The sequence below is a fragment of the Rhizobium sp. B21/90 genome, from assembly GCF_019355815.1.
In the GTDB taxonomy this organism is placed as follows: domain Bacteria; phylum Pseudomonadota; class Alphaproteobacteria; order Rhizobiales; family Rhizobiaceae; genus Rhizobium; species Rhizobium rhododendri.
On record NZ_CP072165.1, the window covers coordinates 153,196 to 174,803 of the forward strand.

The 21,608-nt window shown below is 61.5% G+C and carries 24 protein-coding genes; 12 read left to right on the forward strand and 12 right to left on the reverse strand.

What is annotated here, in order from left to right:
- Nucleotides 1–48: 48 nt before the first annotated feature.
- The 3 genes from J5278_RS28700 to J5278_RS28710 all read left to right on the forward strand — a co-directional run bounded on the left by J5278_RS28700 (nt 49) and on the right by J5278_RS28710 (nt 4,515).
- Nucleotides 49–339: a GIY-YIG nuclease family protein gene (locus J5278_RS28700; RefSeq protein ID WP_209185705.1), complete on the forward strand. Its 291-nt coding sequence runs from the start codon at nt 49–51 to the stop codon at nt 337–339.
- 1,186 nt (nt 340–1,525) lie between these two features.
- Nucleotides 1,526–3,448 carry a molecular chaperone HtpG gene (htpG, locus tag J5278_RS28705; RefSeq protein WP_247749368.1) on the forward strand — a complete coding sequence of 641 codons (1,923 nt, stop codon included), beginning with the start codon at nt 1,526–1,528 and terminating at the stop codon, nt 3,446–3,448.
- A 68-nt stretch (nt 3,449–3,516) separates the two neighbouring features.
- Nucleotides 3,517–4,515 carry a YihY/virulence factor BrkB family protein gene (locus tag J5278_RS28710; protein WP_257623517.1) on the forward strand — a complete coding sequence of 333 codons (999 nt, stop codon included), beginning with the start codon at nt 3,517–3,519 and terminating at the stop codon, nt 4,513–4,515.
- 7 nt (nt 4,516–4,522) lie between these two features.
- Here the strand turns inward: J5278_RS28710 and J5278_RS28715 are convergent, their stop codons facing one another.
- Nucleotides 4,523–5,494, reverse strand: coding sequence for a DMT family transporter (locus tag J5278_RS28715; RefSeq protein ID WP_209185487.1), 972 nt, complete (start codon nt 5,492–5,494; stop codon nt 4,523–4,525).
- Nucleotides 5,495–5,831: 337 nt separating this feature from the next.
- Here J5278_RS28715 and J5278_RS28720 point away from each other — a divergent pair, with 337 nt between their 5' ends.
- Genes J5278_RS28720 through J5278_RS28730 form a run of 3 tightly spaced genes read left to right on the forward strand, consistent with a single transcriptional unit; the run spans nt 5,832 to nt 7,477 of the window.
- Nucleotides 5,832–6,404 (forward strand): tyrosine phosphatase family protein, encoded by a 573-nt coding sequence (locus J5278_RS28720; protein ID WP_142829311.1) that lies wholly within the window; start codon nt 5,832–5,834, stop codon nt 6,402–6,404.
- 7 nt (nt 6,405–6,411) lie between these two features.
- Entirely contained in the window at nt 6,412–6,711 is a 300-nt protein-coding gene (locus J5278_RS28725; RefSeq protein ID WP_209185488.1) for a hypothetical protein, read from the forward strand.
- Nucleotides 6,698–7,477, forward strand: a complete 780-nt coding sequence (locus J5278_RS28730; RefSeq protein ID WP_374108340.1) for a cell wall hydrolase — start codon at nt 6,698–6,700, stop codon at nt 7,475–7,477. Before J5278_RS28725 ends, J5278_RS28730 begins: the two co-directional genes overlap by 14 nt.
- 36 nt (nt 7,478–7,513) lie before the next feature.
- Here J5278_RS28730 and J5278_RS28735 read toward each other — a convergent pair whose 3' ends face one another.
- From J5278_RS28735 to J5278_RS28745, 3 genes are all read right to left on the reverse strand, one after another.
- Nucleotides 7,514–7,729, reverse strand: coding sequence for a hypothetical protein (locus tag J5278_RS28735; RefSeq protein ID WP_209185490.1), 216 nt, complete (start codon nt 7,727–7,729; stop codon nt 7,514–7,516).
- Nucleotides 7,730–7,825: 96 nt separating this feature from the next.
- Complete coding sequence (locus J5278_RS28740; RefSeq protein WP_142829319.1) at nt 7,826–8,557, reverse strand: SDR family NAD(P)-dependent oxidoreductase; 732 nt, start codon at nt 8,555–8,557, stop codon at nt 7,826–7,828.
- Complete coding sequence (locus J5278_RS28745; protein ID WP_209185728.1) at nt 8,554–8,907, reverse strand: hypothetical protein; 354 nt, start codon at nt 8,905–8,907, stop codon at nt 8,554–8,556. The genes J5278_RS28740 and J5278_RS28745 overlap by 4 nt, the downstream gene beginning before the upstream one ends.
- On the opposite strand from J5278_RS28745, the gene minC reads away from it, so the two are divergent.
- The 4 genes from minC (at nt 8,843) to J5278_RS28765 (ending at nt 11,133) form a co-directional block, all read left to right on the forward strand.
- Nucleotides 8,843–9,565: a septum site-determining protein MinC gene (minC, locus tag J5278_RS28750; protein ID WP_111221089.1), complete on the forward strand. Its 723-nt coding sequence runs from the start codon at nt 8,843–8,845 to the stop codon at nt 9,563–9,565. The two genes, J5278_RS28745 and minC, sit on opposite strands and share 65 nt — an antisense overlap.
- A gap of 32 nt (nt 9,566–9,597) precedes the next feature.
- A complete protein-coding gene (minD, locus tag J5278_RS28755) occupies nt 9,598–10,413 on the forward strand; it encodes a septum site-determining protein MinD (protein ID WP_111221088.1) in 816 nt (271 codons plus the stop codon).
- Nucleotides 10,410–10,667, forward strand: coding sequence for a cell division topological specificity factor MinE (gene minE / locus J5278_RS28760; protein WP_111221087.1), 258 nt, complete (start codon nt 10,410–10,412; stop codon nt 10,665–10,667). The genes minD and minE overlap by 4 nt, the downstream gene beginning before the upstream one ends.
- Before the next feature lie 76 nt (nt 10,668–10,743).
- Nucleotides 10,744–11,133, forward strand: a complete 390-nt coding sequence (locus J5278_RS28765; protein WP_209185491.1) for a RidA family protein — start codon at nt 10,744–10,746, stop codon at nt 11,131–11,133.
- Nucleotides 11,134–11,148: 15 nt separating this feature from the next.
- Here J5278_RS28765 and J5278_RS28770 read toward each other — a convergent pair whose 3' ends face one another.
- The 6 genes from J5278_RS28770 to J5278_RS28795 all read right to left on the reverse strand — a co-directional run bounded on the left by J5278_RS28770 (nt 11,149) and on the right by J5278_RS28795 (nt 17,205).
- Entirely contained in the window at nt 11,149–11,730 is a 582-nt protein-coding gene (locus J5278_RS28770) for an NAD(P)H-dependent oxidoreductase (RefSeq protein WP_209185492.1), read from the reverse strand.
- Entirely contained in the window at nt 11,730–13,136 is a 1,407-nt protein-coding gene (locus tag J5278_RS28775; protein WP_209185493.1) for an FAD-binding oxidoreductase, read from the reverse strand. The genes J5278_RS28770 and J5278_RS28775 overlap by 1 nt, the downstream gene beginning before the upstream one ends.
- Nucleotide 13,137: 1 nt before the next feature.
- Nucleotides 13,138–14,451: a cytosine deaminase gene (locus J5278_RS28780; protein ID WP_209185494.1), complete on the reverse strand. Its 1,314-nt coding sequence runs from the start codon at nt 14,449–14,451 to the stop codon at nt 13,138–13,140.
- Entirely contained in the window at nt 14,451–15,296 is an 846-nt protein-coding gene (locus J5278_RS28785; RefSeq protein ID WP_209185495.1) for an ABC transporter permease, read from the reverse strand. The genes J5278_RS28780 and J5278_RS28785 overlap by 1 nt, the downstream gene beginning before the upstream one ends.
- Nucleotides 15,296–16,120 carry an ABC transporter ATP-binding protein gene (locus tag J5278_RS28790; protein ID WP_209185496.1) on the reverse strand — a complete coding sequence of 275 codons (825 nt, stop codon included), beginning with the start codon at nt 16,118–16,120 and terminating at the stop codon, nt 15,296–15,298. Before J5278_RS28790 ends, J5278_RS28785 begins: the two co-directional genes overlap by 1 nt.
- A gap of 68 nt (nt 16,121–16,188) precedes the next feature.
- Nucleotides 16,189–17,205: an ABC transporter substrate-binding protein gene (locus J5278_RS28795; protein ID WP_209185497.1), complete on the reverse strand. Its 1,017-nt coding sequence runs from the start codon at nt 17,203–17,205 to the stop codon at nt 16,189–16,191.
- A gap of 186 nt (nt 17,206–17,391) precedes the next feature.
- Between J5278_RS28795 and J5278_RS28800 the strand changes: the two genes are divergently transcribed.
- Nucleotides 17,392–18,342 carry a LysR family transcriptional regulator gene (locus J5278_RS28800; protein WP_142829336.1) on the forward strand — a complete coding sequence of 317 codons (951 nt, stop codon included), beginning with the start codon at nt 17,392–17,394 and terminating at the stop codon, nt 18,340–18,342.
- Between the two features lie 3 nt (nt 18,343–18,345).
- Here J5278_RS28800 and J5278_RS28805 read toward each other — a convergent pair whose 3' ends face one another.
- The gene (locus tag J5278_RS28805; protein ID WP_209185498.1) at nt 18,346–19,143 is read right to left on the reverse strand and encodes a creatininase family protein; all 798 of its coding nucleotides are present in this window, start codon (nt 19,141–19,143) and stop codon (nt 18,346–18,348) included.
- A gap of 262 nt (nt 19,144–19,405) precedes the next feature.
- On the opposite strand from J5278_RS28805, the gene J5278_RS28810 reads away from it, so the two are divergent.
- Nucleotides 19,406–20,383, forward strand: coding sequence for a magnesium transporter CorA family protein (locus tag J5278_RS28810; protein ID WP_247749366.1), 978 nt, complete (start codon nt 19,406–19,408; stop codon nt 20,381–20,383).
- A 42-nt stretch (nt 20,384–20,425) separates the two neighbouring features.
- On the opposite strand, the gene J5278_RS28815 is transcribed toward J5278_RS28810, so the two are convergent.
- Nucleotides 20,426–21,496 carry a LacI family DNA-binding transcriptional regulator gene (locus J5278_RS28815; RefSeq protein WP_209185499.1) on the reverse strand — a complete coding sequence of 357 codons (1,071 nt, stop codon included), beginning with the start codon at nt 21,494–21,496 and terminating at the stop codon, nt 20,426–20,428.
- Between the last annotated feature and the right edge of the window lie 112 nt (nt 21,497–21,608).

Sequence of the window (21,608 nt, forward strand, 5' to 3'; positions counted from 1 at the left end):
TTCAATTTTTGATTGTACCTATTGATATACTCGCGCAAAGATACGGCGATGAAAGGCTACGTCTACATACTCGCATCGAAACGCAACGGTACGCTTTACATCGGCGTGACGCGGGATATGGCCGGCCGGCTTTACGACCACCAGAATGAACTGACCCCCGGCTTCACCTCGCGACACGGTGTGAAAACGCTGGTCTGGTTCGAGGAGCACGATCTGCTGACAGCCGCGATCATCCGCGAGAAAACGATGAAAAAGTGGCCCCGACAATGGAAGCTAAACCTGATCGAGACCACCAACCCGGATTGGCAAGACATCTCCCACTATCTTCACGGCCTGTAGAACGGTGGAAACCCGGCACGACGGCGCTGGAGTCGCCCACAAGCGGTAACCCTCGCACGTGTAGGCTCGTCACAAGCATAGGTGTGTGGCGCGGATCCACAGACTGAGCAGGCATTGAAAAATATATCCATAACTGCCAAACGCTTCAAACTCCAACCTCGCCCTGACGCCCCCGGCTCCCTCATTCCTGTGCTCGTCACAGGAATCCAGTCACGGCGCGTCTGCGCCGTGAGAGGACTCTCTGTTGGTGAGAAAAGTGTTTATCGCCCAAGGACTTGGGCGGCTGGATTCCTGTGACGGGCACAGGAATGAGGGTGTTGTGCGCATCTCAAGGCGAAGTTGGGCCTTAGAAATACGTGGCAGAAATCGATCCTTCTTTCACGGAGTTGGACACCTCGATAACTCGAATTTTCAATACTTTGCTTAGCGCACGTCCCCACTTCCCTCATTCCTGTGCCTGTCACAGGAATCCAGTCACGGCGCGTCTGCGCCGTGGGAGGACTCTTTGTTGGTAAGAAAGTGCTTTTCGCCCAGGGACTTGGGCGGCTGGATTCCTGTGACGAGCACAGGAATGAGGGAAGTTGGGGTGGCTTTTTGGCGTTCTTTCTGACCTCAGACGTGCACCCACAGCCATGCAACCTCACTCCCCTGCTCGCGGCACCTCATGGGGATAAACCGTTGGGATTTCCGTTTGGAAACAATGCCCGCAACATAATTTCATCCCCGTGCTTTCGGCCCGGCCTATAATCACCCCGTTCCACCATCGGATACACCGGTCTGCGTTGCCGGCGAGGTGGGACCGGGTCTTGTAGGGGTTGCCGTCTACGCAGGCACTCCTTCAAGGGTCCGCAGAAAGTGGATCCCTTCGGGCCCCTAGGCTCGGCGTGCCTGTGTGGCATAACTCCGGCAGCTTTTCCCCTCAAAGGGACCTGGGTCGGAAACAGAGGATCCGGAGTTGCGGATAAAAACTGTCGAACGGGGCACATCTGGTGTCACTTAACTAAAAATCATCAGGCACACGGTGTGTCCCGGCCATCAGAATTGTCATGCCACGGACCGAACAGGCCGCGTGAACGGGATGGTGCGGATGCTGGGCCGGAGGAGGCGGGCGTGCGCGGATATCTTCGCTTGCGGGTTGTCCTCCCCCTTGAATTCGAGAGCTGTCTTTGCCAAGTCAGAGGCCCCAATGACATCGACAACGCCTGAAGAGATTGCCATGACGACTGCTGCCGAGACCCCCGTGGAAAATCACGCCTTCGAAGCCGATGTATCCAGGCTTCTTCACCTGATGGTTCACTCGATCTACTCGGACAAGGACGTGTTCCTGCGCGAGCTGATTTCGAATGCTGCCGACGCCTGCGAGAAGCTGCGCTACGAGGCCATAGCAGCGCCCGAACTGCTGGCCGGCGACCCTGCCTCGAGGATCAGGCTGACGCTCGACGAGGAGAACCTCGGCTTCGTGCTCGAGGATAACGGCATCGGCATGAGCCGCGACGACCTGATCGAGGCGCTCGGCACCATCGCCCGCTCCGGTACCCGCGCCTTCATGGAGATGGTCGAGGCGGCCAAGGGCAAGGACGGCGCCCAGCTGATCGGCCAGTTCGGCATCGGCTTCTACTCCGCCTTCATGGTGGCCGATCGCGTCGACGTCGTCTCGCGGCGCGCCGGATCGGATGAAGCCTGGATGTGGTCGTCCGACGGCAAGGGCGCCTATACCATCACGGCCGTTCCCCTCGACCAGGCACCGGCGCGCGGCACCCGGATCACGCTGGCGCTGATGGAAGATGCCAAGTCCTATGCGTCGCGCTGGACTGTCGAGCGCATCGTCAAGGAACAGTCCGGCCATGTGCCCGTGCCGATCGAGATCGTCGAGAAGCCCGGCGAGAAGCCGAAACAGATCGCCGACGGCTCGGCGCTGTGGACCAAGCAAAAGAGCGACATCACCAAGGAAGAATACACCGACTTCTATCGCGGCCTCTCCGGCCAGTTCGACGAGCCTGCCGTCACCGTGCATTTCCGCGCCGAGGGTCGCCACGAATATACCGGGCTTGCCTTCGTGCCGAACTCGCCTCCCTTCGATCTCTTCGATCCCGACCGCAAGGGCCGCATCAAGCTTTACGTCAAGCGCGTCTTCATCACCGACGACGCCGATCTGTTGCCGCGCTATCTGCGCTTCGTGCGCGGCCTGATCGATACGTCGGACCTGCCGCTCAACGTGTCGCGCGAGATGATCCAGCAGAGCCCGATCCTTGCCGCCATCCGCAAGGGCCTGACCAGCCGCATCCTCACCAGCCTCGAGAAGCTGGCGGAAAGCGACAACGACACCTTTATCAAGGTATGGGAAGCGTTCGGCACCGTGCTGAAGGAAGGCATCTACGAGGATTACGAGCGCCGCGCCCAGCTGATGGCTCTGGCCCGCTTCAAGAGCACGGCGTCCGGCGACGGATACCGGTCGCTTGCCGACTACGTCAAGGACATGAAAGAAGGCCAGACGGCGATCTACTATCTCGCCGGCGGCAACACGGCGCAGCTGGCAGCTTCACCGCATATCGAAGGGTTCCGCGCCCGGGGCGTCGAAGTGCTGCTGCTCACCGATCCCGTCGACAGCTTCTGGGTGACCAATGCACCCGATTTCGATGGAAAGAGCTTCAAGTCGGTGTCGCAGGGATCAGCCGATCTCGCCGACATAAAAAAAGCCGATGGCGAAGCCCAGCCGAAGGCCGAGACGACGCAGCTGGTCAGCGATTTCATCGCCTTTGCCAAGACGACGCTGGGCGATGCACTCTCGGACGTCAGGGCCTCCGACCGGCTGACCGAAAGCGCCGTATGCCTGGTTGCCCCCGAGCATGGCCCGGACCGGCAGCTCGAAAAAATCCTGCAGGGTGCCGGTCGCCTCGACGCCGCCGCCAAGCCGGTGCTGGAAATCAACCCGGACCACGCGCTGATTACCGCGCTTGCCGGCACTGCCGGACAGGACGGGGCGTTCCAGACGGATGCCGTGCAGCTGCTGCTCGACCAGGCGCGCATCCTCGACGGCGACAAGCCCGAGGACCCGCGGGCGTTTTCTGATCGCCTGTCGCGGGTGCTGGAGCGCGCCCTGAAGTCGTAACATCCGGGACGACTCGACGAATCCCGCAAGAGCCCTAGTTCGACGGGATAACAGGGAGATCGACGGGCGTGGGCGAACAGGATGGGACGGCGGCTTTGACCGAGGGACCGGCGTTGGGCGAGGCTGGACGCGGGCGAGACGCCGAGACGCCGAGCCAGATCCCGATGAAGGGCCTGAAGGACGTCCTCTGGCGGGTCGTCTCGGAAGTGATGGAGGACCGGGTGACGCTGATTGCGGCGGGCGTCACCTACTATCTGCTGCTTGCGATGTTTCCAGCCCTCGGCGCGCTGGTCTCGATCTACGGCTTCGTGTCCGATCCGACGACCATCGCTACCCATATCGGTTTCCTGTCGCAGATCTTCCCGCGCGGCTCCTTCGATCTCATCCTCTCGCAACTGACGGCTCTGACCCAGCAGAAGCCGGGGACGCTGAGCATCGGCTTCGTCACCGGCCTACTTATCGCGCTGTGGAGCGCCAATAACGGCGTCAAGGCGCTCTGCGACGCCATGAACGTCGCTTACGGCGAGGAGGAAAAGCGCGGAATCGTCGAGTTCAACCTGCTGTCGCTCGCCTTTACCTTCGGGCTGCTGATCTTCGCCGTCGTGCTGATCTTTGCCATCGGCGTCATTCCGGCGATCCTCTCGTTCATCTGGCTCGGCGAATGGACGGATCTGCTGACGAGGCTGGCGCGCTGGCCGATCATCCTCGGCCTGGTGATGTCGGGCATCATGCTGCTTTATAACTACGGCCCGAGCCGCCAGCCGGCCAAGGTCGTCTGGCTCAGCTGGGGCGCTGTCTTCAGCACGCTGCTGTGGCTGCTGTCGTCCTTCTTGTTTTCCTATTATCTCGACCATTTCGCCGACTACAATGCCACCTACGGTACGCTCGGCGCGCTGATCGGCTTCATGGTGTGGATCTGGATCTCGGTCATCATCATCATCGTCGGAGCCGAGATCAACGCCGAACTCGAACACCAGACGCGCGAGGATTCGACCACGGGACCGCCGCGCCCGATGGGCGAACGCGGAGCCTATGTCGCCGATACGCTCGGCAAGACCGCCGACTGATACAGCCTCAGCGGTTTTCGGCGCGGACTTCCTTTGCCGCCGGATCGCCGGGGTCTTCCAGCGTCACCAGCGCAGCCTGGCTGTCGGCGGAGGCCACCGCCGTCGGCAGCGACGTCTTGCGCTTGCGCTCGCGCAGCAGCGTCAGCAGGCCCGAGAAGATGATCAGCACGATGCCGACAGCCATCGGCGCATCGATGTGGTCCTCGAAAATCAGGTAGCCGAACAGGATCGCCCAGATCATCTGGCTATATTGCGGCGGCGCCACCAGGCTTGCCGGCGCCATCTTGGCGGCATTCATCAGCAGGACGTTGCCGGCAGCGCCGAGAAGGCCGTAGCTTGCGAGAAACACCCATTGCCGAGGCGTCGGCAAGGCGAGGTCGGTGAGCATTAGAGCGCCGCTGATCACCAGCACGCCGAACAACGCCGCGCCGTAAAGCGAGAGGCGCTTCTCGCTCGGGCCCATGGCCCTGAAGATGACGATCGAGATGGCAGCGGTGAGGCCGCCGGCCGCCGCGCAGAAGTGGCCGATCGTCAGTTCGCGGAAACCGGGCCGCAGCACGATGAGGACACCGATGAAGCCGATGGTAACAGCCGTCCAGCGCTGCCAGCGGACGTCTTCCTTCAGGAAGATGACCGACAGGATCGTCACGAAGGACGGCAGCAGGAACAGCAGCGCGAAGGCCTCGGCCATCGGCAGCTTGGTGAAGGCAACGACCGAGCAGATGGAGCCGATCGCCCCACAGACGAAGCGCAGCATCCAGAGCGGCCGGTTCGACGTCTTGACGATATCCGACCAGGTATCGCTCCTGGTCTTCAGGAAGGGCAGGGCGGCTATCCCGAACAGCGCGCCGATGAAGGTCACCTGATAGGATGGCAGGGCGCCGTGCAGGATCTTGATCGACGCGTCGCTGAACGCGAAAACGGCATAGGCTGCGAAAGCGACGAGCACGCCGCGGAGGGGAGAATAGGGTGCCGTCATGATTCCATATCTGTGATTGACATCAGCAGGACCGGACTTGGCCGGACAACGAAAAGCAATGGCTAGCGACGAACGGCAATCGGCTCGACCGCATTTCCGGGTGATTTGCTTACAGAATCAATGCCAGATTTTCTTTGGTGCGTCGCCCCCTTTTCGCCCGAGGCTGCAGATTGTGGCTTCGTGACAGCGTTCCAGGGTGGGATTTGAAGGGTGCCGCAGCAATTCTTCAATTTCTGATATTTGGGGGGTCGGCGACGACGCGAAAGTGTCTTAAGTTTATCGCGTTGACAGATGAAACCCGTCCGGAACGTCGCCCTCGACAGCAAAGGAACTGCGCATGAAAACCTTGAATCTGCCCAAGCGGTATATCTGCGGTATCGACGAACTGGCGGCGCGCTCCGGGCATGGCATCACCCATGTCCTGTCCCTCGTGGACCCCGAGCTTCCGGAAATGGAGCATTTCGAAGCCTATGGCAGCACGCGCCGCCTCGTATTGAAGATGCACGACATCATCGAGCCCAAGCCCGGCATGATCCTGCCGGAAAAATCGCACATGAAGTCCATTCTCGAGTTCGGCCATCTGGTTGAGACCGAGAGCAACTCCTTTGGCTCGCTGCTGGTCCATTGCCACATGGGCGTGTCGCGCTCAACGGCCGCCATGGTGGCGATCATGGCCCAGGCCCATCCGGAAGAGGCGGAAGATCACGTCTTCGAAACGCTCCGCCGCATCCGGCCGCAAGCCTGGCCGAACTCGCTGATGATCCGCTACGCCGACGAACAGCTCGACCGCGAGGGCAAGCTCACCGCCGCGCTACGTCGCCATTACGCCGTGCAGCTGGCAACGACCCCCGACGTCGGCACCTGGATGAGCTCGCTCGGGCGCCAGCGCGAAGTCGACATGGCGGAATGACGCATCCGTGGCCGGCGAACACCTCAATGGTCGCCGGTCACACCGTACTGCATCAGACACTTGCAAGCCCAGCGGCGGAATGACGGCGAATCACCACGGCGTCAATTATGGAAGCTGCCGGCTTCGTTTAGGCCAAAAAGTAGCCAACGCAGCGATCGCGAAAATCCCGGAGAACCAGAAGAAAAATTCAAAAAACGACATCTCGGAAAAAATGAATTTGGAATACGTAAAGTTTTTGTTAAGACGTTGCGTCGATACAAGTATGGGCCATACCAAACAGGAGGCACCTGCCGTTGCGGACGCATAGTGATTGGATGAAATCCTTCGTGGGGATTTTTGTTGTCGGACTGACAATGGCAGGGTGCACGACCATGCCTAAGCCCGAGACGAAGCCAGTTACCCGTACCAAGACAGCCAACGGCGTCAAGGTCACCTACAACTACACCCGCGAAGACCGCGAATGCCTGAAGCGAGCCATGTATGCGGAATCGCTGGCCTCCGACCCGGATGGCTATCTGGCAGTCGGCACCGTCGTTGCCAATCGCCTGACATCGCCGGCCTATCCCAAGACCATCTGCGGCGTTGTCGGCCAGGAAAAACAGTTTGCCCCTGGCGTCATGAAAGTCGTCATCAAGGACCAGGCCGAGCCGACGCTCGATGCGGCCGCCGATGCCATCCTGCATGGCGAGCGGCATCCAGCCCTCGAAAGCGCCATGTTCTTCCACACGCAGGGCCTTAAATACCCTTACGGCAACATGCACTACGTCGCGGTTGCAGGCGGCAATGCCTTCTACGAGAAGCGTGCCAAGGACGGCACACTCGAGACGCCGCCCCCACTGCCGGCCTACGAAGTGGCAATGAACTATGTCGGCAACCAGCAGGCTTCCGAGCAGATCACGTCGCCGCAGTTCGATCACTTGCTGCCAGCCACCGGCCCTGTCCCGGCGTTTACCGCCGCAACAGCCTTTGCCCCGACTTCAATGAAGCCGATCGATACCGCGTTCACGGTTCCGCAGAAGGTCGTTGTGCCGATAGAGCGCCCGGATTACGCAATCTCCGGGCCCCTTAACTAAAAGCGATACGTCGGCGGGTCTCCGGCTAGAGGACCGCTACCAGTTTCCTGGATCGGCTGTATGGTCGATCTCGGCAAATTCCTCCGCCGCCTTGCGGTCGAGAACGATTTTCCCGGACGCCTGCGTGCCTTCCATCAGCGTGTACGTAAGCGGTGCCGCCTCCTTGCTGAGTTCCTGATACATCAGCAAAGCCGCTTCATCGGCACTGTCTGCTTCGATCTCGCGGATAACGGCGATTTTGAATTTCTGCATGGATTTTTCCTTCCAAGGCGCTGACACCATCCCGACCGGACGGCATCGTTCCATCGTTCTTGCCATGTAAGTCCATGCAACGAAAAGGCCAGCGTCTCAGACGTGCTGCCCGCCACTGATGTGGATTTCAGCGCCGTTAATGTACGAGGAGGCGGCGGTGCAGAGGAAGTGGATCGTCTCCGCAACCTCCATCGGCGACCCCAGCCGTCCCATCGGCACATCGCGCCTGACGATGTCGTCCGTTCCCGGCGACAGCATCGACGTGGCGATCTCACCGGGGGCAATGGCATTGGCGCGAATACCCATCGGCGCAAATTCATGGGCCAGCTCGCGCGTCAAGGACGCCAGCCCGGCTTTCGAAGCGGCATAGGCAACACCCGCAAACGGGTGGACGCGGGAGCCGGCGATGGAGGTGACGTTGACGATAGATCCCTTGGCCTTTTCCAGTTCCGGACGAAGTTCGCGCGCCAGTAGGGCTATCGAGATGAGATTGACGTTCATCACCTTCGTCCACGTCTGGGCATCGGTCGCGCTGACGCCGAGCCGGGTCTGATCCGGCCCCTTCGGCGAAATGCCGGCATTGTTGACCAGCGCATGCAACGCACCCTCCGGCAACCTCTCGCGCACCGTGGCGGCAAGCCGTTCGATCTGGTCAAGCTCCGACAGATCGGCCTGGATATGGCTTTCCCGTGCGGCCGGCCAGGGGCAGTCCTCGGACGACTGGCGCGATACAGTCAGGATCTGCCAGCCTTTTTCCGTGAAGAATTTGACCGTCGCGTGCCCGATCCCACGGCTTGCGCCAGTCAACAACATGATATTTCTGGTCATTTCTTTCCACCCACCGCAATTTCAGGAAGCCGTGACGCGGGCGCCACGATCATTCGCCATTGCACGACTTGCAGACGTTTGATGCGAAAAAGCAATGCATTTTGCAAGCATCGCCACGGTTCTCGACGGTCGCGCCTGAGCGGCTCCCGCTGCTGCTGCCGGGGCGCCCGCAACACACTTGCACCATTGCCGAAAATTTCGTGCCCCGGCGCCGGGCACGGGGATGAAATTAACACTCTGTTAACCAAATCGCCATTAAACATCGTCAATGAATTCTTAACGCAGATGACCAAATTGCTAACAGATGCTCGCTCGATTCGCATTAAAGGCCGCTCGTTTCTGGCGGTCATGCTATCCCCCGATCTGCCGTTTGACGACTGGCTGATCAGGCTGGACGATCTGGCCGCGCGCTCTGCAGGCTTTTTCCTCGGACGTCCCGTCGTCCTCGACGTGACGGACCTGCCGATAGACCGGGCACAGCTGAAGGCCCTGATTGCCGAACTTTCCGGCCGCAATGTCAGCATCATGGGCATCGAGGGCGGACGTCCGTCGATCCTCGGGCCGGGCATGCCGCCGGCGCTGAAGGGCGGTCGCCCGGTTGCCGACTTCGAGGTTGCCTCGAAGGAGCCGGACGCCGATGCACCCGCCAAGCCGGTGGTGACCGAGCCGCGCCCGGCAACACAATCGCTGGTCATCCGCGAGCCGGTTCGCTCCGGCCAGTCGGTGATCTTTCCGGAAGGCGACGTCACCGTCATCGGCTCGGTCGCCTCAGGCGCCGAAATCGTCGCCGGTGGATCGGTGCACATCTACGGAACACTCAGAGGCCGCGTCATGGCGGGCTCTGTCGGACACGCCTCTGCGCGCATCTTCTGCCGGAAACTCGAGGCCGAGCTGGTCGCGATCGATGGCGTCTACAAGATGGCGGAAGACCTCGCTCCAGAGCTTCACGGGCAAGCCGTGCAACTCTGGCTCGAGGACGACAGGATCATGGCAGAGAAACTCAATTAAGCCGGACGCCGGCAGGGACATAGGAGAGCGAGATGGGGAAAGTCGTCGTCGTAACATCGGGCAAGGGCGGAGTTGGCAAGACCACGTCGACTGCAGCTCTGGGGGCAGCCCTGGCGCAGCGCAACGAGAAGGTCGTGGTCGTCGATTTCGACGTCGGCCTCAGAAATCTCGACCTCATCATGGGCGCCGAGCGCCGGGTGGTCTACGATCTCATCAACGTCATCCAGGGCGATGCCAAGCTGACGCAGGCGCTGATCCGCGACAAGCGGCTTGAAAACCTGTTCCTCCTGCCGGCTTCCCAGACCCGCGACAAGGATAACCTGACGGAAGAGGGCGTCGAGCGCGTCATCACCGATCTGAAGCGCCATTTCGACTGGATCATCTGCGACAGCCCGGCCGGCATCGAGCGCGGCGCCACTCTCGCCATGCGCCATGCCGACGTTGCCGTGGTCGTCACCAATCCGGAAGTTTCGTCGGTGCGCGACAGCGACCGCATCATTGGCCTGCTGGATTCCAAGACAGCCAAGGCTGAGCGCGGCGAGCGGATGGAAAAGCACCTGCTGCTGACCCGCTACGATGCCAACCGCGCCGAGCGCGGCGACATGCTGAAGGTCGAGGACGTGCTGGAAATCCTTTCCATCCCTCTGCTCGGCATCATTCCGGAAAGCATGGACGTGCTGCGCGCCTCGAATGTCGGCGCCCCCGTCACCATCGCCGAAAGCCGCAGTGCGGCTGCCATGGCCTATTTCGACGCCGCCCGCCGTCTTGCCGGCGAAGCCTTGCCGATCGCAATGCCGAGCGACAAGCGCAATATTTTCGACAAGCTTTTCGGTCGGAGAGCAGCATGAACATTTTCAAGCTTTTCAACAGGCAGAGAACCGCTCCTGCCGCCCGCGAACGGCTGCAGCTGCTTCTTGCCCACGAACGGTCGTCATCCGGCTCGGACCTGATCACCCTGCTCAGGGAAGAGATCCTTGCGGTTATCTCCAAGCATGTGCAGCTCGACAACGACAAGGTGCAGGTGAAGATCGAGCGATCGGAATTCGTCTCGACGCTTGAAATCGACGTCGAATTGCCGCTCAATGCAGCGATTGCTGCGTGATGCAACAGGGGCTTGACCGGCGACGGTCACGCCCCTCAGCCGTTGCTTTCCGCGCATAAGATCAGACGGGATACCGATGGCCGAGACATTCAACCCACCCTCCGTTCGCCGCCCGTTCGGCCATTACAATCACGGCCTGCTGGTGCCGCCCGGCGCCTCTTTGCTCGTGACATCCGGCCAGCTGGGCATCGCCGCCGACGATACCATCCCGGACGGCGTCACGGCCCAGGCCGAGCTCTGCTTCCAGGCAATCGCCGCTATCTTATCGGAAGCGGGGATGGATTTTTCTGACGTTATCCGCATCTCCGGCTTCGTCACCCGCCGCGAGGACTTCGCCCCCTACATGGCTGTCCGGGATCGCTACACGCTCGACCCCAAGCCGGTCTCGACGCTGATCATCGTCAGCGGCTTTACGCGCCCGGAATTCCTGGTGGAAGTCGAAGTAACGGCAGCCAAGGTCATCTGACGGGCGCCGCCCTGGCTAGAAGCGCTCCATCGCCGTCTTCACCCTTGCCATGAATGCCGCCCGGGTTTGCTCCGTGCAGTTGTTCATGTCGTAATGGGCGAGAAACGTCACCGGCTTCACCGGATTGATCTGCGCGCGCAGCACCCGCTTGACGATTTTCTTCGGCGGGTTGCCGGCGACCAGCGCGCGGAGCGGCGTTGCGCCGTAGGTTAGAACCGCTGCCAGCTTGCGAATGTGCCGAAGCCGCGACTGCACCTGCCCGTCGACGAGCTCAAATGAGACGCCGGGGAGCCAGACGCGGTCGAAATAGCCCTTCAGCATCGCCGGAAAGCCAAAATTCCAGACCGGCGTAACGATGACCAGGCCCTCCGCCTGCCGAAGACGCTCGACATAGGGCTCCACCAGTTCGGTATTCTGCGGGTAGTCGTGGTAGATCAGCCGGTCGTGTCGCGAGAGAACCGGGTCGAATTTCTCCGCATAGAGATCGCAACCGTCGACCGTGTGCCCGGCGGCCTCCAGGCTTGCGACCGTCTGCCGGTAAAGGGCCGCCCCATAGCTCGATTCCACCGGATGCGAATGCAGAACCAGGACCCTCATCACCCCTCCATGACACCAGCAAGCCCCGGAAAGAGATAATTCTTTCCGGCAGTAAAATCGAAATCCGGATTGTCCCAGGCGATCATCTTGCCGGGATTGAGCAAGCCCTTCGGGTCCGTCTCGTGCTTGAAGGCCAGCTGTATCTTGTCGGTGCGCTTCATGCCGCCTTCCTCGAGCGTGTAGCGATGCGGATTGAAGACCGGGCAACCGTGATCCTGGTGGATCTGGATGATCTCCTCCAGCCGCGCCTCTGTCGTGTAGCGCACCAGCGGCAGGCCGGAGCACTGGACCTGGCCGTCGAACCGCATGAATTCGAGATGACCGGGCACCTCGTCGCCGAAGATCGCGGTCATCTCGGCGACCTTCGCGACGTGGTCGGGGCCGGGATACTGGATCTGGAGGTAGGTGAGACCGGGATCGACCTTCAAAGCGCGCAGCGTCGTGTGGTTCCAGGCCAGCTCATAGGCGTGCGGGATGCCCTTCATGCTTTCGACCGTGTCGGAGCGGAAGATCACCTCGGCCCTCTGCGATGCTGCGAAGGCGAGGAAGGCGTCCATCGAGTGGGGTGCGATCATCAGCACCACGACGGACTGGCCTTCGCGAATGTAGGGTTTGTGGCGGGTGAAGTAGTCGTAAGGTATAGGCGCCGCGATCGGGGCGATTTCCTTGACAAGGATGCCGTTGCATTTCGCCAGCGCATCCGAAAAACGCACCGACGCCATGAAGTCGTCGTAGCCGACCAGCACGTCGATCCAGTCGTAAGCCGGCGCCAGCGGCATTTCGATCTCGGTGATGATGCCGTTGGTGCCATAGGCATGACTGACCTTCTGCAGGTCCCAGCCGGTGAGGTCGAGGACGCGCGGTTCGGCCTCCATCGTCACGACCCGCAGCCGCAGGATATTGCCGATATCGCGAAGACCGCCCCAGGTGATCGAGCCAACGCCGCCCGAGCCACCGGCGATGAAGCCGCCAATGGTAGCCGTCTGCTTGGTCGAGGGATGGAAGCGCAGCTCCTGACCGGAATGGGCCTTAGTCTGCTTGTCGAGATCGGCAATGACGATGCCGGGCTCGCAGATGACACGGCCGGGATGGATTTCCTTGATCTTGTCCATGCCGGCGAGATTGAGGACGATACCGCCGGAAAGCGGCATGGCCTGTCCGTAATTGCCGGTGCCGGCGCCGCGCGGGGTCACCGGCACGCCATGAGCGAAGGCTACTTTCAGGGTCCGGATGACCTCAGCCTCGGTCTTCGGCGTCACCACCAGATCGGCGGTTACGTTGTCGAGCTGCGCCTTGAGGATCGGCGAATACCAGAAGAAGTCGCGGCTTTTCTGGCGCACCAGCGCCGGATTGTCCTCGACCGCGATACCCTCGAGTTCCTGTTTGATCAGTTGATAATCCGGCATGTCAGGCTCCAACGACGCTATCGAGTTCACGGTAATCGGGCAGGTTCCGATCGATCATCTTGCCACGCCTGAGGACGACGCGATCGGATTGCGGCCTCGACAGAAATTCGCTCCAGCGACGGGCACTGAAGAGGACGAGATCGGCCGGCGCGCCTACGGCGATACGCGCCATGTCCGGCCGCCCGACAATGGCGGCAGCCGATGTCGTGACGACGCGGGCGGCGGTGTCCAAGGGGTGGTCGAGATGGAGGATCCGCACCGCCTCGCGGAACACCTCGACGGGATCGAGATCGCCATAGGCATAGAAGGGATCGCGGGTGTTGTCGGAGGCCACAGCCGTCTGAACGCCCGCCGCCGCCAGTTCCTTGAACAGCGTTACGCCGCGCCAGCGGGGCGTGCGGTCCGGGTAGCGGTCCTGCAGATACATGTTGCACATCGGCAGCGAGATGATCGACAGTCCGGCCTCTGCCACCAGCCCGACCGTGCGGCGTGCGGTCTCCTCGTCCTGGCGGGCCAGCGAGCAGCAATGCCCGGCCGTCACCTTGCCAGTAAAACGGTTGCGCAGGACGGCTTCGGCAACGGCCTTCAGGGTCTCGGCGGCGGGATCGTCGGTCTCGTCGATATGCAGGTCGACATCGAGCTCGTTTTCGGCTGCGGCCCGAAACAGTGTGTCGAGTTGCCAGGTGAGATCGGCGCTCATCTGCGGGACGCCGCCGAGCAGGCCGCGCTTTTCCCGCACAACGGAAACGAGGTCGGCGAAATAGGCAGCATCGGCCATCGCATCCATCGGGAAGAGGGCGACGGCCTGCAGCGCAATCTTGTCCTTCCAGGCATCGCGAACCTCGTCAAAGACATCGAAGGAGATCCGGTGCTGCGGGTTCAGCGAATCCAGATGGGTGCGGATCAGGCTCGTGCCGTGGGCATAGGCCGAGCGCAGGGAGAACTCCATCCGCTTCCGGACATCGTCCGCCGACCAATGGGCTTCCCGGTCGGTCCTTACCGCATCGAGCGCGCCGGCAAAGGTGCCGTCCGGATTGGCGTGGCGGGCGGAGATGTGGCCCTTGTCGAGATGGGTGTGGATATCGGCAAAGCACGGCCAGACCATGCCGTCCTTCAGGTCGGACCGGGCAAGCTCGATGGGCGCGGTGCCCGGCGGCACGATTGCCTCGATCAGGCCGTCGTTGATGACGATATCGGCCTTCACGAGGCCCTCGTCGGACGCCGCGGCAAAACCCTCGACGGCAACTGCCGGCAATGTCGCATGACTGAGTACGAAGCGTCCGGCATTGGGAGGAGACAGAAAGGATGTCGACATCAGTTTTCTCGCTTCAGGCTGCTCTCATGCCATCGGTGCAGGCTCACCCAGGAAATGAAAGAGGTAATCGCAAAGATCGCCACGCCGAGCATCGACAGCATCAGCAGGGCGGCGAATAGGCGGGGGATGTTCATGCGGTACTGCGCCTCGAGCAGCCGGAAGGCGAGGCCCGAGCCGGCCCCGGCCGAGCCGGCGGCAAATTCGGCGACCACCGCCGCGATCAGCGCCAGCCCGCCGCCGATCCGCAGCCCCGTCATGAAATAGGGCTGGGCTGCCGGAAGCTTCAGATAGAGCAGCGTCTGCCAGCGTGAGGCGCCATAGAGTTCGTAGAGATTGATCAGATTGTGGTCGACGCTTTTCAGCCCCTGCACCATGTTGGACAGGATCGGGAAGAAGGCGACGAGGAAGGCGCAAATCAACAATGCTGCCTGCGTCGAGGGCGCGTAGATCAGGATCAGCGGCGAGATCGCCACGACAGGCGTCACCTGCAGGATGACTGCGAGGGGATAGAAGGCGAGCTCGATCCAGCGCGACTGGACGAGGAAGATCGCGAAACCACCGCCGCCGATCAGCGCCAGCAGCAGCGAGATCAGGGTGATCTTCGTCGTCACCCAAAAGGCAGGCGCAAGCGTCCCCCAGTCGGAAACGAAGGCATTGGCAACAGCGACAGGACCCGGAAGGATATAGGGCGGAATGCCGGATAGCCGGACATAGGCATGCCAGATCAACACCAGCACGGCGATGACGGCAATCGGCACTGCAATGCGCAAGGCGAGATCGCGTCGGCCGGTATTGGTGGCCTGCTGGCCTTCCGGCAACGGGTGTGTTTTGGGATCGTTGCTCATCACGCCTCCTCTGCCGTGTTGATGGCTGCAATCAGCGACCGGGAGACGGTCTCACAGGCCCGCCGATACTCTTCCGACGTGCGATAATGGGCGTCGCGCTCGAGACTGGTGACCAGCGGAATATCGGCATGGACGCGTCCGGGCCGCGACTTCATAACGACGATGCGATTGGACAGGTAGGCGGATTCGAACACCGAATGGGTGACGAAGATCACCGTGATGCCCGTCGTCTTCCAGAGCCGCAGCACATCGTCGTTGAGCTTCTGGCGGCTGATCTCGTCGAGTGCGGCAAAGGGCTCGTCCATCAGCAAGAGCTTCGGCTTTGTCACCAGCGCCCGGGCAATCGAGACACGCATCTTCATGCCGCCGGACAATTCGCGCGGATAGGCGTCGGCGAAGTCGGCAAGGCCGACTCTCTCGAGCGCTTCCATGATCGGGCCAAGGGCCGCAGCTTTCGAAACGCCGCGCAGCCGGAGGGGGAGGTAGACATTGCCGAAGGCGGTCTTCCAGGGCATCAGCGTCGGCTCCTGGAAGACGAAGCCGATATCGCCCTCCGGCAGGCCCCGGGCATTGATCCGCGAGCTCGGCCAGTCGATGCTGCCACTCGTGGTGCCGCCAAGCCCTGCGATGATCCGCAGCGCCGTCGACTTGCCGCAACCGGAGGGTCCGAGCAAGCTGACGAATTCGCCGCTTTCCACCGTCAGCGACATGTCGGACAAGGCGACGGTGCCGCTGGAAAACACCTTGGACACCGACTGCATCACGACCAGCGGACGCTTGCGCGTTTCCGTCGATCGGGACGCCTGGGTTTCGGCTAGGGACATGGACTGGATCTTCCTGAAGGCAGTTGCGGTTCGCAGCCTCGCGGTCGCGAACCTCGCGCGCGCGGCGTTTATTTCTTGAGCGCCATGCCGACGCCCTTGCAGACGAATTTCGTAGTAAAGGCCTTGGTGTAGTCGGTATCGGCCTTGACGACCTTGATGCCGACCATCTCCTCGAAGAACTTTTTGTAATGGGCATCCGTCATGCAGCCGATGCCCTTGTCGAGAGCCTCGCCGGATTCGGCGATGCCGTATTCCTTCATCTTGGCGATCGAATAGGCGATCTGTCCGTCCGTCATGTCAGGATTGTCGGTCTTGATCAGGGCGTTCGCCTTGCTGTTGTCGCCGTAGAGATAGTTGTACCAGCCCTCGATCGAGGCGTCGACGAAGCGCTGGACGACATCCGGCTTGCTGTCGACCATCTTCTGCGAGGTGGTGATCATCGTCGAATAAGGCGAATATCCGTTGTCGGCGAGCAGGAAGACTTTCGGTGCGACGCCGGTCTGCTTCTCGATTTCGTAGGGCTCAGACGTCAGGTATCCCTGCTGGGCCGATTGCTTGTCGGCAAGGAACGGACCGGCATTGAAGGTATATGGCTTGTACTGCTCGTCGGCAAAACCTTTGAAGTTCGACTTCATCCACTCGAAATAGGTGAGATAGCCGTCCTTGCTCATGAAAATAGTGTGTAGCTTGGCCAGATCCTCGAACTTCTCGACACCGGCATCGGCATGGGCGAGGAGCACCTGTGGATCCTTCTGGAAGATGGCGGCGACGTCGAGGATCGGAATTCCCTGTTCGACCGCCGAAAGCTCCTGCTGCGGGCCACCCATGTAGAAGTCGATCTTGCCGGCAATGAGCAAAGCGCTGTTGGCAGCGTTCGGGCCGCCCTGGACGATTTTGACGTCAAGGCCGTGCTTGGCGTAGGTGCCGTCGGCGACGGCTTGGTAAAAACCGCCATGCTCGGCCTGGGCCAGCCAGTTGGTACCGTAGGTCACCTGATCCAGCGCGTAGGCGGGCGCGGTCAGTGCGCCGACGAGGCCGAAGCCAAGGGCTGCGGAAAAGGCAATGGTGTTCATGAGCTTCGACATGGCAGGCGTTCCCCATTTTTGTGGCCACCAGTCGCCTTGGAAGACGCCGGATTTTCTGCATTTGAGCGGTTGCCTTGCGCTTTGAAAAGCATCAAAATTCGTGCGCAACGATGCCTTTTTGGCATCTCAGGGCGCGCCTGTACCGAAATTGTGCGCGCTGCTTAAAATTAACGCAAAGAGGCGCCCGTGCTGCATTCCAGGAAGCTTCTCTACATGAATGAAATCGCTCGCTGCGGCTCGATCCGCAAGGCGGCGGCGCGGCTGAACGTGGCTTCGTCGGCGATCAACCGGCAGATCCTGGCGCTGGAAGAAGAAATGGGCGCGCCGCTTTTCGAGCGCCTGCCGCGCGGCCTGCGCCTGACGGCGGCCGGCGAACTCTGCATCGAGCATATCCGCGAGGTCTTGAAGACCTACGAGCGGCTGGAGGGGCGGATCCGCAGCCTGAAGACGCAGCAGGCCGGCAAGATCCGGCTGGTGACGACAGTCGGTCTCGCCTCCGGGCCGCTGCCTGAAATTATCGCCCGGTTCCAGCTCAAGCACCCGCGCGTCTACCTGCAACTGCGTAACGACGCCGGCACGACGACGGTCAACCCGGTGCTGACCGGCGAGGTCGACATCGGCCTCGGCTTCAACATTCCGGCAACGCCGGGCATCCGGACGCTGGCAAATTTCGACATCCCGATCGGGGTCGTCTTCCCGCCCGGCCACAGGCTGCTAGCGCCGGGGCCGATCAACCTTGCCGACGTCGTGCAGGAGCGCCTGATCCTGGCACAGCCGGGAACGAGCCTGCGCGATGCCATCGACCTTATGCTGGCGCGTCTCGACGTTCATGTGGAGCCGGTGCTCGAAACCAACGCGTCCGAGATGCTGAAGAAGCTGGTGAAATGCGGGGCGGGGCTGACGATGCTCAATCCGCTCGACGTCATCACCGAGTGCCGCTCCGGCGAACTGGTGTTCCGCCCCATCGCCGAGCCGCATACGCGCCATCAACCGATGAAGCTGTTTGCCCGGGCCCGCGCGCCGCTCGACGCCACGACCAGCCTGTTCGTCGAATATCTGCTCGCCGAACTCGCCGGGCTCGTCACCGAGTTGCAGGCCAAGGGCCACATCGCCCCAGACCGCCCGGCAGCCGCCTGAAAATTACCGAGAGTAGAGGTTGGAAAGCGGGTAGGCCTTGAGATCGTAGAGCATCTCGACGAAACCCTTGACCTGATGTCGGCAGATTGCCGCTCCCTTCTCGGCGGTGCCGAGCGATGCGTCGCCGACGACACCGTTGGGGTTCAGATCGTGGGCGATCCAGGCCAGCGAGTGCGGCGGCAGCGGCTGAATATACTGGGATTGCTCGCGCATCCATTCGGCTTTCGAGACGAAGTTCTGCGCTTTCTCCATCCGCACCAGGTCGGGGCGGAAATGCAGCATCAGCGATGTCTCGACTTCACCGCCGTGAATACCGTAACGGGACTCGTGATCGCTGATCAGACCCTCGGGATTGCCGAACCGGCCCCATTGCGTCGACATGACCGCCATCTGGTAGCGGACGCGCAGTTCGCGGGCGACGATGCTCATGATGTCGACATTGCCGCCATGGGAATTGACGATCACCATCTTGCGCAGGCCAGTTTCCGCCACCTTGGCACCGATCGCCGTCCACACCGGAATTAGCAGTTCAGCACCCAGCGACAGCGTGCCGGGACCGTAGACATGCTCGTTGGCCTTGCCGATTTCCTGCGTCGGAAGCACCAGAATATCGAGATCGTCCTGCCGCTGGGCGCGCAATTCGGCCAGCATGCCATTGGCTATCGCCACATCCGTCGCCACGGGCAGGTGCGGGCCGTGCTGCTCGGTGGACGCGATCGGCAGGATAGCGATGGTGGTGTCTGGCGACAGCCCGGCAAAATCGTAGGTATTCAGCTCGTTCCAGTAAAATGGCGTCGGCATCGACCCGTTCCTCGTTGTCTGTGGCTTATGGGTTACGGAAATCGACCGGGCACGAAAAGCATCAATTTGTGGCCGTGCTGCTGCCTTTTTGAGGACGATGACATCTAGCGCTGCCGCATGCCTGCCCGCCGCTGGAAAAAGTAAAGCCCGATGCCGGGAACGAGAACTATTGTTCCGCGTAATCATGGTGATATCAGTTTGGCCACCTAAGGCTCCGCCGAAACGACTTGCCTAAGCCTTTTTGACCCCCGGGAGTGCAGCCTTGCTCACCATCCACCGCGATACCACCCCCTCCGTGCGCCAGGCCGACACGGGCGTTGACCTTCCCGACAAAGTCATCTGGATGGACCTCATGGATCCGACGGCGGAGGAAATTGCATTCGTCGAGGCCGGAGCCCATATCAAGGTGCCGTCGCGGGATGCCCTGAGCGAGATCGAGGCATCGAGCAGGCTCTCGAGGCAGGGCGACCACCTCTATCTCAGCACTCCGGTCATCGGCCACGCGACGCTGGACGATGCTGAACTGTCGCCAGCCGGCTTCGTGCTCGGCAAAGACATTCTCGTCACCATCCGCTACGCATCGCTGCCGACGTTCGACGCAGTTGTGGAGCGGATGAACAAGGATGGCACTATCGCCAGCAGCGTCGGGGTATTCACCTCGCTGCTGGAAGCCATAGTAGACCGTGGCGCCGACGCACTCGAGCATCTCGGGGCCGCCATCGACGAAGTCTCAAGATCAATTTTTCGAGGCAAGATTTCGGGTCTCAAAGACCCTAGCAAGGCGACCGCAACGCTGCACCGGACGCTGTCCAGGATCGGCGGCCTTGGCGACCGCCTGTCGAAGGCGCGCGACGTGCTTCTCGGCGTCGGGCGGATCGCATCTTTCAGCGGCGACGTTGGGCATGAATGGCTGGCGCCCGAATTCCGCGACCGGTTGGCGGCGGTCTGCAAGGACGTCGTGTCGCTCAGCGACTACGAGACGCACCTCTCCGACAAGATCCAGTTTTTGCTCGACGCCGTGCTCGGTTACATCAACATCGAGCAGAACGAAATCTTCAAGGTGCTGACCATCGCCTCTGTCGTCGGCGTGCCGCCAACCCTGCTCGCCGGTATCTGGGGCATGAATTTCAAGTCGATGCCGGAGCTTTCATGGACATGGGGCTATCCGATATCGTTGGCACTGATCGCCCTCAGCGCCATCCTGCCACTCGTCTGGTTCCGCCGGAAGGGCTGGTTCTGACGCAGTGAGAGTGGCGACACCGCTAACCGCCTGACTCTGGCTTCAATCCGCCTTTGCCGGACCGACAGAGCCGCGTTCGATGATAGACGTCGGCAGGACGATCCGTTGCGGCGCATGCGTATCTCCCTTCAGCCGGCGAATCAGCAACTCGGCAACCGCTTTTCCCATTTCATAGACGGGCTGATCCACCGCCGTGATCGGCGGCGTCGTGACACTGGTCCAATCGGCATCGTGGAAGGTGACCAGCGATACGTCCTGCGGCACGCTGAGGCCGAGATCGCGAATAGCCTTGTAGATCTCCAGGCCGATGATGCTGTCGGAGGCGATGATCGCGGTGGGGCGATCCGGTTCCGACATGATATTCGCCACGATCGATGCCGTGCGGGCTTTCTTGGCGCCGAACATGAGATAGCGTTCCGGATCTGGGATATTGGCTTCCGCACAGACCGCGAGCAGGCCGGCAATGCGCTCGCGCACGGTTGACGTCGGTATGTGGTTGAAGTTCCAGCCCGGGCCTGCCTCCGCTTCGGCCGCCGTGAAATAGGCGATCCTGCGGTGGCCTGCGGCCACCAGCAGCCGCGCCACCCGGCTGGCGGCATCCCTGTCATCGACGGTCACGGTGTCGACGTTGAAATCCTGCAGGGGGCGGTCGAGCAATGCCAGGGGACGGCCGGAGCGGTCGATGTCCCTGAGATGGGCGATCTCCCGGCTATCCGATGGCGAGACGATCAGTCCATCGACCCGCTTGCCGATCAGCACCCGCACTGCGGCCTTCTCGGCCTCGAGTTCTTCACCGGAATTGGCGAGGATGACGTTGAAACCGGACGCCCGTGCGACATCGCTGATGCCGCGCACCGCAAGGCTGAAGAAGGGATTTTCGATATCGCCGACGACCACACCCAGCAGGCCGGACTTTCCGGTCGTCATGCTCCGGGCCAGTTCGTTCGGCCGGTAATCGAGCGCCTTGGCCGCAGTCATGACGTCCGCATGGACCTTGTCGCTGACGACGCCATAGCCGCCGAGCACGCGGGCCGCCGTCGCCTTCGAGACATTGGCCGCCCGGGCCACATCCGCAACCGTCACGGCGCGGGTTTTCACGGATATTTTTTTCATCCCGGCAACGACTACAAGAGATGTTGACGAACCGTCAATCCGAATATACCAATTATCAATGAGACCGGTCTCACTAACGTAGAAACCGGTCTCATCCGCATAAAAGTGAGTT